The sequence below is a fragment of the Rhodococcus sp. P4_E4 genome, from assembly GCF_056401575.1.
In genome coordinates this window covers 1-15558 of sequence record NZ_JBFUJB010000018.1, presented here as the reverse complement: position 1 = coordinate 15558, position 15558 = coordinate 1, and the positions used below count along the sequence as shown (strand labels likewise).

Annotated in this window: 7 protein-coding genes; 3 read left to right on the top strand and 4 right to left on the bottom strand. The window is 61.3% G+C overall.

The features are described from left to right. Positions 1-34: 34 nt before the first annotated feature. Positions 35-646, bottom strand: coding sequence for a VOC family protein (locus AC1DVN_RS20090; RefSeq protein ID WP_029255497.1), 612 nt, complete (start codon positions 644-646; stop codon positions 35-37). A gap of 317 nt (positions 647-963) precedes the next feature. Between AC1DVN_RS20090 and AC1DVN_RS20085 the strand changes: the two genes are divergently transcribed. Both AC1DVN_RS20085 and AC1DVN_RS20080 read left to right on the top strand, forming a co-directional pair. Next, positions 964-4068: a multicopper oxidase family protein gene (locus tag AC1DVN_RS20085; RefSeq protein ID WP_238076849.1), complete on the top strand. Its 3105-nt coding sequence runs from the start codon at positions 964-966 to the stop codon at positions 4066-4068. A gap of 118 nt (positions 4069-4186) precedes the next feature. After that, complete coding sequence (locus AC1DVN_RS20080; RefSeq protein ID WP_477994156.1) at positions 4187-5443, top strand: HNH endonuclease signature motif containing protein; 1257 nt, start codon at positions 4187-4189, stop codon at positions 5441-5443. Positions 5444-5528: 85 nt separating this feature from the next. Here AC1DVN_RS20080 and AC1DVN_RS20075 read toward each other — a convergent pair whose 3' ends face one another. From AC1DVN_RS20075 to AC1DVN_RS20065, 3 genes are read right to left on the bottom strand one after another with little or no spacing between them, the layout of a single operon-like run. After that, a complete protein-coding gene (locus AC1DVN_RS20075; RefSeq protein WP_029255495.1) occupies positions 5529-6500 on the bottom strand; it encodes an antibiotic biosynthesis monooxygenase in 972 nt (323 codons plus the stop codon). Continuing rightward, positions 6497-9190: a molybdopterin-dependent oxidoreductase gene (locus tag AC1DVN_RS20070; RefSeq protein ID WP_477994155.1), complete on the bottom strand. Its 2694-nt coding sequence runs from the start codon at positions 9188-9190 to the stop codon at positions 6497-6499. The genes AC1DVN_RS20075 and AC1DVN_RS20070 overlap by 4 nt, the downstream gene beginning before the upstream one ends. Further along, the gene (locus AC1DVN_RS20065; protein ID WP_477994154.1) at positions 9187-10011 is read right to left on the bottom strand and encodes an FAD binding domain-containing protein; all 825 of its coding nucleotides are present in this window, start codon (positions 10009-10011) and stop codon (positions 9187-9189) included. The genes AC1DVN_RS20070 and AC1DVN_RS20065 overlap by 4 nt, the downstream gene beginning before the upstream one ends. Positions 10012-10270: 259 nt before the next feature. Here AC1DVN_RS20065 and AC1DVN_RS20060 point away from each other — a divergent pair. Beyond that, on the top strand, positions 10271-15558 hold a 5288-nt coding region (locus AC1DVN_RS20060; protein ID WP_477994153.1), incomplete at its 3' end, for an amino acid adenylation domain-containing protein.

The window sequence follows — 15558 nt, the reverse complement described above, 5'->3', positions numbered from 1 at the left end:
GTCGGGCGGGCGTGTTCTCGAGACACCGCCTGCGTCAGGAATGGGTGCTTTCCCAGGCGAAACCGTCAGGATCCGCGAAGGGTTCGGACGCACCGGTGATGGTGATTCGGTGCGATCCGGTGCCCTCGGGAGCGAGCCCGGCGTCCTTTGCCAGGGCGCCTCGGCCGTACAGTGCCAGCGTGACATTGTTTGCTGCGCTGGTGAATTCGACGTACTTGCGGCCGAAGCTCTTCGACACCTCGAGGCCGTGGTCGAGGTAGAACTGCTTGCTGGCCTTGACGTCTTCGGCGCCGAGCAGCAGCACGAGGCTGTCGATTGTGCGGGTGGCGGGTTCATTGTTCTTCTTCGACGACGTGGCGATCTTCCAGATCGAACCGTCCGGAGCCTGAAGGACTCCGCCGTATCCCCAGAGGGATTTCTTCACCGGCTTCAAGACGGCGGCACCGGCTGCGAGTGCGGCGCCGACGAAGGCGTCGACGATGTTCGGTTGGGAGACGACGAGCGAAAGGGTGTACCCACGAAATCCGGTTGTCGGTTCGTTCGATTCGCGTAGCTGGATTCGATCTCCGACGCCGAGAGCGTTGTAGAAGGCTTCGGCTGCGACGAGGTCGGGTACGTCGAGGATCACGGATTGCGCGGTGGTCATCCGGGCGCTCCCTGCTGATGTGTGGATTGACGACGTGTGGTCGGAAGTGGACTTCTGTGGTGTGTTCATGTGTTTCAACGTAATTGCGGGCCCCTTGGCTGTGCTTCTCGATTTCTGATCGGTTTGCTGAGACTGCTTGCAAGGTGCAGCGCTCGAGCGGGCACTAGGTGGGCAATTTGTCGTGAATGTACTGTTCAGCCGATGTTTTCTCGATAGGCTGATGAGCGCTGATCGGACGTATCTCACGCCACCATGGAACGGGGAAACCAGTGATCGCACTGCGAGGAAGGTCGTTAGCCGCAGCAGTAGTGGTGTCCATGACGATGGCGTTGGCCGCGTGTACGTCCGCTGAATCGGCGCCCGAGGTGGGCGCCAACTACGGCTCGGACGGAACCGCCGTCGACTACCGGGAGCCGGTGAAACTGAGTAGCCGAGATGGTGTTCTCGAGGTGCGCTTGTCCGCTCATCAGGGAGTGATTCCGCTCGATACCGCTTCGGCGCCCGTGTCGAATTTTCTGCTCTTCGGGTACGAGGTCATCCGCGGTACGGCGTCGGACGGATCGACCTCGGCGAGTGACGTCTATCCGGCGCCGACTCTCCGCGTCAATCCCGGAGAGCGATTGATCATTCATTACGACAACGATTTGCAGGATCTCACGATCGAGGACTTCTACGATCCGGCATTCACACCGGCGGGCGGGGACGTGCCGATCTATCCGCCGGCGCTGACGTCGGCTCCGCTGAATCTGCACACGCACGGAGTGCACGTGAGTCCGGACGGCAATGCGGACAACGTGTTGCTCAACATTCCCGCCGGCCAGGGAAACGTGTACGACTACGCGATTCCGGGGACGATGCCGAACGGTCTCTACTGGTACCACAGTCACCGGCACACCCTCACCGCCCAGCAGACGTACATGGGCTTGGCCGGGCTACTGGAAATCGGCCGGCCGGACGGGAATTTGCCTGTCGTGACGGCAAACGACGTTCCGATTCGCGATATGGCACTGCAGTACAACTTCGTATTCGACCGCAAAGGAAAGGGCCGGCAGCTCAACGACGCGAACTGGCCCCAATTCGTCAGTACGTTGACGCCACCCGCCGGTACCGAATTAGCCGACGGGACGTACCGTCCGAGCCTTGCTCCGGTGAATTTCTCGGACACCACCGAGGGCGCGCAGTATTTCACCAACTGGTACGCGGGACCGTTGTCCCCGGCCAATCATCGTGGACAGAATCAATTCGTTCCAGGCAATCTGCAGAGCTTCGTGGGTGAATCGACGAGTGTTCCGGCCGATCCCTCACTGCCGGACAACCAACGCGATGTGCAGTACACCGTGAACGGTCAGTTCCAGCCGTCGCTGAAACTGAAGCCGGGGCAGACCGAGATCTGGGTGCTTGCCAACATCAGCGACTTTGCCTACATGCCGGTTACGTTGACGGAAACCGCAACCGGCACCCATCCGAAGTTCGCAATCGTGGGGCAGGACGGAAACCCGTTCGACGAGGTCAGGCCACCCGTGGACGGGGACGGAACCAGGCTGGTGATTCCGCCGGCCTCGCGCTATGCAATCGCCGTGACGATGCCGGAGTCCGGCGATCTGGTGCTGGAGATGCCACCGCTGGAAGGTGCGAAACCGGTGAGCAATCCGGGAATTCTCTATACCAACAACGGTACCGACAATCCGCCCGCCGAACTCGGAACCGTCACCGTCGACCCGTCGGTGATCAGTTACGCGGACGGATTCTTCACGTTCCCGACTCAGCAGTTGATCCGCGCGACGCCAGACGAGGGCGAAGGGAAGACGACTCCCTTCGAGTTCGGACAGAAGCTCGATACCTACACCTCGTTCGTGGATACAGCAGCGATGACGCCCGACGTGACCCGCAACCTCACAGTGTCCGGTGGGTTCGGAAACGAGAAGGCCAGCAACAGCGATCCGAAGGCCTTCACCTACGAATTCGCCGACAACACGTTCCCCAACATCCCGCTGATTCAACCGCGGCTGAATTCCGTTGAAGAATGGAAGATCACGAACCTCAACAACGACGAACACCCGATGCATATTCACGTGAACGACTTCCAAGTGATGGAAGTCGTTGATCCCGTCGCAGGGACGACGACAGGGGTTCAGCCCTGGGGGATCGACAATGTGAACGTGCCTGCTCCGGTGACTGACGAGAATGAGAATGCTCTCGAGCCTGCGTCAGTGACGTTGCGAACGAAGTTCACCGAGTACACCGGAACCTTTGTGATTCACTGCCACCGACTCAATCACGAGGACAACGGTTTGATGGCTACCGTCAACGTGATTCCCGAGGTATCGACGTATGCCGTCGCGATACCTGGTTCGGCCGGCGTGCCCGCCAAGGTGCAGATATTCGATGCCAACGGCGACAAACTGATCACCGCTGTGACGCCCTTCCCGTCGTTCGAAGGCACCCCGAGTGTGGCGATGGCGGACGTGAACGGAGACATGGTGCTTGATCTGGTCGCTGGAACAGGGGCAGGCTCGGCTCCGGAAGTGGTGGCGTACAACGCAGTCGGCGGCGTGCCGTTCACCGACGAGTTGGCAAGATTTGCGCCCTTCGATGTGGGTTTCCGCGGTGGAGTGAACGTCGGTGGTGTCGACATCGACGGAAATGCACTGGCAGACAACATCATCGTTGCATCAGGCCCGGGGATGGAGTCGCAGGTCAAGATTTACTCCACCGACCTTCCGGCGGACAAGAGGTCCGCACCCGCAGAATTCGGTTCGTTCTCGCCGTACCCGGGATCGAGTAGCGGAGTCACGTTCGCAACCGGAATGGTCGACAGTCACTCCGGTCGAGCGAGCATCGTGACAGCACCCGGTGCGGGCGAGGAGCCGTTGATCAAGACGTTCCGCTACGACCTGTACGAACCGACGGCGGCTGCGCAGGGCGACTCCGATGAACACGCAGGTCATACGGATGGTCCGGTAACGACATCACAGTTCTTGGCCTTCGACCAGGGCTACCGCGACGGGGTGTCTCTGTCGACGGGTTGGGTGGCCGGCGCCGAGGGCGGCGCAAAGTCGATAGTGGCAGGCATGCTCGGAGGAGACGGATCAATCCGCGTCTTCTCGAGTGGATCCAGGCTCGACGGTGCACCCGAGATGTACCTCGAGAGTCCAGATCACCATTCGACGGACGTGGCATTTCGGGAGGTTGCAGCTTTCGACCCGTTCACCGATCCAGGGTCGGGTGTGGGAGTGGCCACGACGAGCACGACTACCGGCGCGGATCTCCTCGTCAGCGGCAGCAACGGAACGGGTGCCGAAGTTCGGAAATTCACTCTCGGTCGTGCCGATCCGTCTGCGACCACATTGACACCGACGCTTGTGGGAACGCTGCCGCCCTATCCCGTCGGCGGGGGAGTTCTGCCGCTCGGTGGTCGATGATCAGGTTTTGAGATTTTCTGAAAGTAGTTATATATCAACCGGTCTCGAGTTCGATGTTTCTTGAAACCTGTCCGTTATGTCTCTGGATCTCGAAAGTATGTTCGATTAGACTTTGAGTATGGACAGTCGGGAAGCGTGGCAGCTGGATGGCGAGGGCCTCAAGAGTGAGGTTCTGGATCTGGTGCGTGTCCGACACGAGTTGCAGTCGCGGATGGTGTTGTTGATCGTGGAAATGTTTTCCCGTGAGGTTCTCGGGGGGAAGGGTTTTCGGGCGATCGCGCAGTGGTTGCATGGTTCGACGAATCTCGAGATCGGTGAGTGCAGTCTGCTGGTCGGGTTGGCGCGGTTGTTGATGCTCGAACCCGTTGTCGGCGATGCGTTTCACCGGGGTGACGTGGATGCGTTGAAAGCCCGTCAGGTGGCGTCGTTTTGTCAGCATCCACCGAAGAACATGACTCTGGCAGATGTGGACAAGGCTCGCGGGATTCTGCTTGGTCTGGCGTCGAAGAACATCGCGGATTGTGATGCGGTGCGGGCGGCGATTCGGCGGATCGAGAAGCAGTACGGAAAACGCGAGGACGGTGTTCCGGTCGGGGAAGATTCGGAGCGTAACGAGTTCTACGCCTCGAAAGGCTTGTACGGGCGGGTCACGGTGAAGGGCGATCTGGATGCTGTGAACGGGGCCCGTCTGATCACGTTGTTGTCGAGTTTGTCGGCTCCGACGCCGGAGAAGGACGGTGTCAAGGACACCCGCACGCCGGCATTACGACGGGCGGACGGGTTTTGCGAGTTATTGCGCCGGTACGAGTTATTGCGCCGGTACGAGCGGGCGGGGTTGGGTCCGATCGAAGGCGGCGTGAAACCACACATCACGGTCACCGCGTCCGCGAAGGACTTGACGGATCTGCAGGCGTTGAAAGACCTGTTGCCGTCCACTGAGGAGTTGGGGCTTGCGTGGACGGATTGGGTGGGCCCGATCAGTATCGATACTGCGCGGATGTTGGCGTGCGACTGCACCGTGACGCGGATCTTGTTGGACGAGAAGGGTGTTCCGCTCGAGTGCGGTAAGGAAGCGAGAACGGCGACGGTGCCGCAGCGGCGTGCGTTGGCGGTTCGTGATGGTGGGTGTGCGTTTCCGGGGTGCGGGACTCCGTCGGGGTGGTGCGATGCTCAYCATATTGTTCACTGGAACGATGGYGGCCCAACAGATCTCGACAAYCTGATCTTGTTGTGCGGTCAYCATCATCGGACACTGCACCACACGGAGTGGCGGGTGGAGATCGGMCMGGATCGGAAGWCGGTGTTCTAYCCGCCGATGTCGGTTGATCCGTATCAGCAKCCGATCGGYGGGAACAGCCCGCCGACGGCCGCCTGAACGGGCATAACTGGAAATGCCAGCGTATGCACCGGGGAAGAATCATGCCCCGGTACATGCGCTGGCATTTCGCGTTCTGGAGAGCTCAGGGCAGCGACCAGAACTGAGTAGTCACCAGATAGAAGACGACCACCCAGAACAAGGTCACCGCAGCGACGATCGCCACCCCTTGCGCGTTGGTTTTTGCGACAGGAATCCCTGGAGGTGGACGCAGCCAACGGTGCAGGAGCCGATTCACGTAGTACGGCATCGTGAAGAAACTCATGATGAAGCTCGACAACAGGTTGCCGATCAACAATCCGAGCCAGAGTGGCAGCTTCAGCGGTGACAGCGCCAAAGTTAGCAAGACGACAGTCGGGTAGAGACCGACCCAGACCGCGATCGAGGTTTTTGTCTCCGAAGGTGGAGGGGCCTCGTTTCCGTTCTCGTCGAAGGCAAACCAACTGCCGAACGAATTGTCCACGGTTCGCAGTTCGAAGTCGTGGAACTTGCGACCCTCGGCGAGAAGCTGTTGTCGCTCAGGGGAAGTCAGCCACGTGTCGAGATGGGCAGCATTGTCGAAGCGATACAGCAGGGTCCACTCATCCTGCACACCGTCGACTGGGCGAAACAGTTCGGTGCCGCGGAATCCGTCGAAAGCACTCTCCACCTCCCGAAGGCGATCCTGCCAGGCAAGGAACTCGTCGATACTGTCGTCACCTACTCGGTGCGTCACTACGACAGTCAGCAGTGGGTCCGGAGGCCTGATCCCGCCGCTCACTACCTGCTGCGTGGCCGGGCCGTCGAAGAACTGACGACCGCTGTCGAGGTAGTCCTGCCTCGTCGCGCTGTTGATCCACGCTTGAACATGAGCGATGGAGTCGAATCGGTACACGATCACCCAATCAGGTTGGGTGGGCGTCGGAGCCGCGATTTCTGCCCCGAGGAAGCCTGCATAATCTGCGGCCGCCCGGTTGAGATCTTTCTGCCAGACCTCGAATTCTTTCTCCAGTCCGGCACGCACTCGCTGGCCGATGATGACCGTAGCGGCGCTGTCCGCCGATGTGTTCGCGGTCATCGGTTCAGGCCTGAGTAGATGCGTTCCGGGGTGAGCGGTAGTGACCGGAATCGTGACCCGGTGGCATCCTGCAGTGCGTTCGCCAAAGCAGGGGCAACCGGATTGATGCAGCACTCCGCCATGCCCTTGGAGCGGAGTGGGCCGACGGAGTCTGATGACTCGACGAGGATCACCTCGGTGCGTGGGACATCTGCATAGGTCGGGATCCGGTAGTTACGTAGATTCGGGTTCGTCATCGCGCCGTTTGCGTCTACGTGGAAGTTCTCGGTGAGTGCGAAGCCGATGCCCTGGGCGACGCCACCTTCGATCTGTCCCCGCACCTGCGCCGGATTGATGATCACCCCAGCGTCGGTGGCTTGGACACTGTAGAGGATGCGGATCTCGCCGGTGATGCGATGGATGGCGATCCGGAAGCCATGAGTGTTGGACACCACGCTGCGCGGCGACCCGTACGCTTTCCGTGCTTCGGTGAATCGGATCCCGCGCGGGCGTGCAGCCTCGAGTAACTCTTGCAGTGTTAATCGAGTACTACCGCAGACGATCTTGTCGTCGTCCATCGAGCACAGGTCAATCGAGACGCCGGTGTGATGTGCGGCGAAGGCCAGTAGTCGATCGCGGAGCGCATTCGACGCGCGGAGTACCGCGTTCCCAGCGACAAACAGGCCGGCGCTGGCGAAAGCGCCTGTGTCGAAACCGGTTCGGTCGGTGTCCGACTGAATGATTCGTACACGTGACGGTGTTGTGCCCAGCTGATTTGCGGCGATCTGCACGTGGGCCGTAGAAGTTCCCTCACCGAATTCGACTGTGCCGATAGCAAGTTCGTATACACAGTCTTCGCCGAGGGTGAGCCAAGCCTCGGAAATGTGCTCGGTGGGTGGCGCGGTCTCATGTAGTGAACTGGCAGTACCGGTGCCGATCAGCCAATCGTCTCCGAGCGAGGGAACCGGTTGGCGCTTCAACGCTGCGTCGATCAGATCGACGCATTGCCCCAGTCCGTCTTCGGTGAAGATCACGTCGTCTGGGCCGTCTTCGAGTGCGACGAGTGAATCGCCAGGTCGGACGATATTGCGTCGACGCAGTTCGAGCGGATCCATGTTCAGCGCGATGGCCAATTCGGTCATGGCCGATTCCACGGCAAAGGCCGGTTGAGTCATCCCGTACCCACGCAAAGCGCCGCTCGGGACGTTATTGGTGTACACGGAATACGCATCGAACTTCTTGTTCGCACAGCGATAGAGCGAGACTGCCGCGCCGCCGGCAAAGAGTGTCTCTCCGCCGTGGTTTCCGTATGCACCGGTGTTCGAGACGTTGCGATAGTGGAACGCGGTGAGTGTCCCGTCCGACTTTGCTCCGAGCTTGATTGTGAGTTTCATCGGATGACGCGGTGACGCGGTGGTGAACTCTTCTTCTCGGGTGAATTCGAGGCAGACGGGACGACCGGTGTCCAGGGTGGCGAGCGCCACCAGATCTTCGCTGATCACTTCCTGTTTTCCTCCGAACCCGCCGCCCACGCGTTTGCAGAACACGCGCAGCTGATCCGGGCGGAGGTCGAAGAGATGGGCGAGTTTGACCTTGGCGATGGAGGGGGACTGCGAACTCGTGCGAACGTGAAGGCGTCCGTCTTCCATCCATGAAATCGAACCGTGCGTCTCGAGATGTGCGTGCTGCACTCGCGGCGAGAAGTAGGTGCCTTCGTGGATGACGTCGGCCTCGGCGAACCCGGCCTCGACGTCGCCCACGTGACCGTGAAGTTCGAGCAGGATGTTGTGCTCGGGATCTCGAACAAAGGGATCGTCGGATCCGTGCAGGGCTGGAGCGCCGTCGGCCATGGCCTCTTCCGGATCGAACACGGAAGGCAGGATCTCGTAATCGACCTTCACCTTCCGACGGCCTTCTTCCGCAGCGACGACGGAGTCGGCGAGGACGGCCACCACCCGCTGACCCACGAACCGCACGACGTTGTCGAGGATGTACGTGTCGTCCGGATCAACAAGGTGGTCGGTATGAATTGCCGTTGTAAAGAGCTTGCGCGGCACGTCTTTCCAGGTGTACACGCGATGGACACCGGGGACGGCGAGCGCCTCGGTGGTGTCGATGGAGGTGATGCGTGCATGCGCGTGGGGCGAGTGCAGCACTTTCAGGTGCAGCATGCCGTCGATCGCGGTGTCCATAGTGTATTCGGCTCGGCCGGTCACGACGTCGGTGGCCGCCGGCGCCCCGACGCTGGTCCCGACCGCCTGTCCGGGGAGGGCAACTTCGACAGCGCCGACACCGTTGACCGCGTCTTCGATGGATCGGTAACCGGTGCAGCGGCACAGGTTTCCCTTGAGCGCTCGCGGCAAGTCTTCTTTCTGCGCGTCGGTGAGCGCCGCGGAGGTCATGATCATTCCGGCGGTGCAGAACCCACACTGAAAGCCGGGTGCATCCCGGAACTGTTGCTGAATCGGATGGAGATCTTCGGGCGTACCGAGTCCCTCGATCGTGGTCACCGCGCGACCGTCGGCGCGAAAGGCGGGCGTGATGCAGCTGTGTATCGGCGCTCCGTCGAGCCACACTGTGCACGCCCCGCAGTCCCCGCCGTCGCAACCCTTCTTCACCCCGTGGTGTCCGAGGTGTCGAAGAAACGTCCGGAGACACTGTCCCGGGAACGGTTCCTCGTCGAACTTCCGGTCGTTCACCGTGTAGCTCATGACTGGCTCCCCGTGAGTTCGATTCGGAGCTCGTCGGCGTAGTGACGGGCGAGGTGCAGGCGGTGGTCGGGGGTTCCGTTGGGATCGTCGAACCAACTGTCGGCCGAAATGGAGTCGACAGCTCGTCGCAGAGAGTGCTCGTCCGGCATCGTGTCGAACGTCAGCCGTATCGGATGCGTAGTGCCGGCGGTGATGGTGACGTGAAAGTCGTCGGCTCCCGGAGTCTGCGTCGCGATCATGAAGATCGTCGAACGGCCGAGGTGCGTGAGACTGAAGCGGCGGTGGGCGTGGCGTTTGGTGAGCGCGTGCACCGGGAACTCGATGCTCCGAAGAACTTCGCCCGGCTCCAGGACATTCTGGTGGTCACCGGTCACGAAGTCGCGCGCGTCGACGGTCCTCACTGTTCCGGCGGTGGCCCACAGCGTGAAAGTAGCCTCGAGTGCAACTGCCAGGGTGATCATCGGTCCGGCGGGAAGCGACATACAGATGTTCCCGCCTACGGTGGCCGAATTCCACACCTTGAAAGACGAGAGGAAGTACTCGCAGCTGACGCGAATAAGTGGACTCGCACCCCAATTGTCCGGCGGGACAAACGCATACAGTTCGGCAACGGTGCACGTAGCTCCGACACTGAAATGAGTCGCGCCGACCTCCAGTGGTGTCCACCCGAGCGCGGTGAGGTCGACGAGTCGACGTGTGTCGGGTTGTTCCGCTGAGAACAGCCACGTTCCTCCCGCGAGCCAGGCGTCGCCGGGACGCCACACGTCCCCTGGGCGATCCGGTGGTCGGCGTATCACGTCGGTAATGGTGGTGATGTCCATGCGCCTGCTCCCCTCGGGGGATGTGTCGTCTCGGAGTGGGACATTACCGAGGTGACGGGACACATTCACACTTTTAGTGCATATCGGGCACGTGAAACATGGGCGATACGTACGTGACATCGCCTGGTGGTCCGTGCATGTGCTTGCCGATTCTGGGTACGACTGCTTGAGAGGCGCGATCAGCCTCTTGCTTTCGCGCTGTTGATTCGGACGCGGCTACGCACTCGGCGGCCGCGGAGATCATGCGGGGCGGGGCGCTGTGAAACCCTTCGAGGTAAGACGGACCGACCCTTTTGATGAGACCCTCTTTCCGCTCTCGGCCGCCCAACGGGCAACCTGGTTCGCTCAGCAATTCGATCCCGAAGTCCCGATTCTGATAGCGCACTACGTGGAGTTGCGCGGCGAACTCGACGTCGAATTACTGGATCGCGAAACGCGGGCAGGTGCTTACGAGTTTCAATCTCCCATGCTCAAAGTCATCGAGGTTGATGGTCAGCCGATGCAGTACGTGGACGAGAAGGCCGAAATCTCGGTCGGTTTGGTCGACTTCCGCTGGACCGAGGATCCCTTCGAGGCTGCGCTCGAGTGGATGCGTCGAGATTGCCGGACGCCGCTCGACCTGGCAGTCGACGGAATCGTCGCGACCGCTGTGCTGCGCGTGGGTGACGCGCACTATCTGTGGTACAGCCGTATCCATCATGTCGCGCTCGACGGTTTCGGTGCCATGACCATGATGAACCGCATTGCGCATCGGTACTCGGCCTCGGCGGCGAGAAAAGATCTGCAGCCGAGTCGTGCCGCGACACTGCGCACGCTGTACGACATCGACGAGCGGTACAGACAGTCGGATCGATTCGCTGCCGATCGTGAGTACTGGGCAGGGCGCAATACAGTCGGTGCCGGATCCAGCTTGGCGGAGGCTTCTGGGCCCGCACACATCGAGAGCCGACTCGAAAGCACACTGATGTCGGACCGGAGCTGTGCCCTTCTCCACGAATCCGAGAACCACGCTGCAACGGTCGTCGCTGCGCTCGCGTTGTACCTCTCGCGAATGACGGCGAAAGAGACTGTCCAGATTCATGTTCCGATGTCCGGACGGACTACGGCGGTGTTGCGGGACTCGGGCGGCATGATGGTGAACGTCGCGCCGCTGCTCATCAGTGTCGCCGCCGTCGACACCGTCGGTGAACTCTTCGCCCAGGTCCAGCATGAGCTCATGGGTGCATTGCGGCACCAGCGCTGCAGCCTCGACGACATCCGTCGGGACGCAGGCGTGACGAGCGGTCTGGAAGGCGAAGACTCATATGCCGGGCCCATGGTCAACGTCATGCTGTTTCGCCAGGAGGTGCAGTTGGGCGAGGTGGTTGGGGAGTATCACATCGTCACCTCCGGGCCGGTGGAAGACCTTCTGGTCAACGTGTATCCGAGCGGCGACAGGCTGCGTGTCGACTTCCGGGCAAACCCGATCCGATACGAGGAGGCGGGTTTACGCGAGCACCACCGGAATTTTGTCGGCTTGCTGGAAGAGTTGATCGCGTCTGATTCCGGTGCCGAGCTCGCAGACATTCACGGCCCGACGGCCCGGGAGGGCGAGCGACGACAACGCGAAGTGCGGCACCTCGAGTATTGGAGACATGAGCTCACCGGGGCGCCCGAACTTTTGCAACTTCCCTTCGATCGACCAAGGCCTGCAACGCAATCGCTGGACAGTGCACAGGTTGAGGTCGTGATCGCCGCAGACACCCACGCGCGGATTACAGAAATGGCAAGTGATCTCGGGACGGACACACGCGCGGTCCTACATACGGGCTTCGCGCTAGTGGTGAGCCGATTGTCCGGGGCTTCGGACGTGGTAATCGGTACGCCGACGGGATCCGACACGAACATCGTTGCCATCCGGAGTCGCATCGATCTGGAGACGCCGTTCACGGCGCTCGTGGGCAGTGTCGTCGAGGTCCGAAGTAATGCGCTGCCGCACAGTGGGATACGGCTCGAGCAGGTGGCGCAGTCGCTCGAGGTGGAGGATGTACCTGCGTATGCGCCGGTGATACAGGTGACGTTCGAGTCCGTCGCCAGCGCTGACGAGCACCCTCCCGACCTCGGCCGCTTCGATCTCGGAGTGTCTGCAGTCGAACTGTTCGACGAGGTGGGTACGCCGTCCGGAATCACGGTGACGCTCGCGTTTGCCACCGACCTGTTCGACGCCGAGACGGCACGTGGCCTCGGTTTGCGGTTCGCGCGCGTCCTGGAATCCGTCACCACAGATCCGGCAATGATGGTCGGCGACATCGACATCTTGTCCGACGACGAGCGATCCGCGATGCAGCCTGTCCGCAGTGACCCTCGCGCTTCGCACCGCACCCTGGCCGAACTGTTCGACGGTGCGGCGCGCACACACTCCGACGGCGTGGCCCTGTCGTATCTCGATGGCGAGTTGACGTATCGAGAACTCGACGATCGTTCGTCGAAGTTGGCCCGAGTCTTGATCGACCGCGGCATCGGTCCGGAAAACAGTGTGGCGCTGGGTTTGACGCGTTCGATCGAATCGGTTGTCGCGATGTTGGCGGTGACCAAAGCCGGCGCGGCATTCGTGCCGGTGGATCCGACCTATCCGGGTGAACGTGTTCGCTTCATGCTGAACGATTCCGGCGCCGTACTGGGGCTCACGGTCGTTTCCGAACTTCATCGTTTGCCGGACTCGATTTCCTGGATAGCAATCGACGACGCTGAGTTCCGTGGCCGACTTGCACGGCTGTCCGTGCGCTCCATCTCCGACGTCCATCGGGTGCACCCGATCCGGCCCGACAATCCCGCATACGTGATCTACACTTCGGGTTCCACCGGACTCCCCAAGGGGGTGACGGTATCGCATCGTGGACTGGAAGCGCTTGCTGCCGAACAGCGTTCGCGGTTCGGTGCGACCCAGGATGCGCGAACATTGCACTTCTCGACCCCGAGTTTCGACGCCTCGATTTTCGAATACCTGCTGGCTTTCGGGGCCGGAGCGACCATGGTGATTGTACCGAGCACGATCTACGGCGGTGACGAGCTGTCTCGCTTCCTCGAATCCCAGCGTGTCACGCATGGTTTTGTCACTACTGCGGCGCTCGGAACAGTTTCGCCCGAGGGCCTTTCGGACTTCGGCGACGTGGTGGTCGGTGGTGAGGCCTGTCCGCCGGATCTTGTGCAGCGGTGGGCTCCCGGCCGACGGCTGTGCAATGCCTACGGGCCGACCGAGACCACCGTCATGTCGAACATCGGCGAGCCGATGGTGTCGTCGGAGAACATCACAGTGGGCGGTCCGCTCCGCGGTTTCGAGGAGATCGTGCTCGATCAGCGATTGCACCCCGTCCCCGACGGTGTTGTGGGCGAGCTGTACATCTCGGGAGACGCGCTCGCACGCGGATATCACCGGAAGTATGCGTTGACCGCAGGACGATTCGTGGCCGACCCGTTCGGTCTCCCGGGCCGGCGGATGTATCGAACGGGGGACTTGGTGCGGCGGCGCCGTGGCCGTGCACTCGAGTACGTCGGCCGCAGCGATTTCCAGGTGAAAGTTCGCGGATTCCGTATCGAGCTCGGGGAAATCGACAGCGTCGTGCAGTCGTGTCCGCAGGTCGAGAATGCAGTTACCGTGGCGCGTGCGGCTCCCTCCGGTACAACGATGATTACCACGTACGTCGTGCCTGCCGGCGGAAGTGCGCTCTCGACGGCCGATCTGACGCAGTACGCCGCGAGCCGTGTGCCGTCGTACATGGTTCCTGCGGCCTTTGTTCTTCTCGACGAGTTGCCGGTAACTCCATCGGGAAAGGTCGATCGCGCTGCCTTACCGGCACCTCGGTTCGATGCTCGGTCGGACAACTTTCGCCCGCCCGAGGGCGCCGAAGAACTACTGCTGGCCGAGATTTTTGCCGACGTTCTAGGTGCTGAGGCGGTGGGTGCGGGTGACGACTTCTTCGAGCTGGGTGGGAACTCACTGATCGCCACAAAGCTGATCGCACGAGTCAATGCCGCTGAAGCAATCGATTTCGGGGTGCGGACTTTGTTCGAAGCACCGACGATCGAATCACTGGCTCTCCACGTGCGTGACGCGAAGTCCTCCGGCGTTGATCCCTCGCGTTCGAAGCGTCCAATCCTGCAGGCACATTCGTACAGGGACAAGATTCCGGTGTCTCTGGCGCAACAACGCCTGTGGTTTGTCAATCAGTTCGACACGTCGTCCCCGGCCTACAACATCCCGATGGTGGTCCGACTGTCAGGGGCGTTGGATGTGGCTGCGCTGAAACTCGCGATGGGAGATGTTGTCGATCGACATGAATCGCTTCGCACCGTCTACCCGGCGTCGGTCGACGGTCCACATCAGGTCGTGGTTCCTTCGGAACGTGTGACGTCGGAGATGGCGTGGGAAGTATCCGTTGACGAGGAAGCCTTGGACAGGCGCGTCGCCGATCTCGCTCGCGAGGGGTTCGACGTGAGCGCGAACGTGCCCGTGCGCGGCTCCCTTTTTCGAATCACTCGGGACGTTCACGTCCTCGCGTTGGTGGTTCACCATATTTCGGCGGATGGAGCATCACTCGAGCCGCTGGCCCGCGACCTGACCCGCGCCTACGCGGCGCGGGCTGCCGGTCGGGCACCGGACTGGCCGCCTTTGCCTGTGCAGTACGCCGACTACAGCCAATGGCAGATCGAACTGCTCGGCAGTGACGCCGATCCGGACACGCTCCAGGCGAAGCAGTTGGACTACTGGACGTCCACCCTGTCCGGTCTACCTGACGTGATCGACCTTCCGCTGGATCGACCGAGGCCGGCGGAACGATCCATGCGCGGTGAATCGGTCCGATTCTCGGTGCCCGCAGACGTGCACAGTGACCTCCTCGAACTCGCTCGGAATCACAACGCGACACCGTTCATGGTGATGCACGCAGTGCTGGCCGTTCTGTTGGCACGGCTGAGCGCCTCGCCGGACATAGCGATCGGCACTCCGGTAGGAGGGCGCGCCGAGCAAGTCCTCGACGATCTGGTCGGGATGTTCGTCAACACGGTCGTCCTGCGAACCGCCGTTGATACCGCCGCGACTTTCGAGGAAATCCTTTCACGAACTCGCGAAGTTGATCTGGCAGCGTTCGGGCAAACCGAGGTGCCGTTCGAGCGAGTCGTCGATGCAGTTGCTCCGGAGCGTTCACCATCTCATTCACCGCTCTTCCAGGTTCTGTTGGAATTTCAGAACACCGCAGATCCTCACCTCGAACTACCAGGACTCGGTGTCGATGTTGTTTCAGTCGACATCGGTGTCGCCAAATTCGACTTGCAATTGTCGCTCTCCGAAAAGCGTGGCAAGGACGGAATCCCGGTGGGTTTCGACGCCGCCTTCACCTACGCCTCCGATATCTTCGAGCGCACCACAGTCACCGAATTCGGGGAGCGCTTCGTCCGCCTACTGCGGTCCGTCGTATCGGATCCAACTGCCCCAGTGGGTGATACGGAGATTCTGGGTGCGCCCGAGCGTGGGTTGGTGGTGGGTGGTTGGGATGGTGTGGGGGTTGCGGT

Coding starts and splice junctions, on each gene's coding strand:
- AC1DVN_RS20090 (WP_029255497.1), bottom strand. CDS start 646: ATGACCACCGCGCAATCCGTGATCCTCGACGTACCCGACCTCGTCGCA.
- AC1DVN_RS20085 (WP_238076849.1), top strand. CDS start 964: ATGACGATGGCGTTGGCCGCGTGTACGTCCGCTGAATCGGCGCCCGAG.
- AC1DVN_RS20075 (WP_029255495.1), bottom strand. CDS start 6,500: ATGACCGCGAACACATCGGCGGACAGCGCCGCTACGGTCATCATCGGC.
- AC1DVN_RS20070 (WP_477994155.1), bottom strand. CDS start 9,190: ATGAGCTACACGGTGAACGACCGGAAGTTCGACGAGGAACCGTTCCCG.
- AC1DVN_RS20065 (WP_477994154.1), bottom strand. CDS start 10,011: ATGGACATCACCACCATTACCGACGTGATACGCCGACCACCGGATCGC.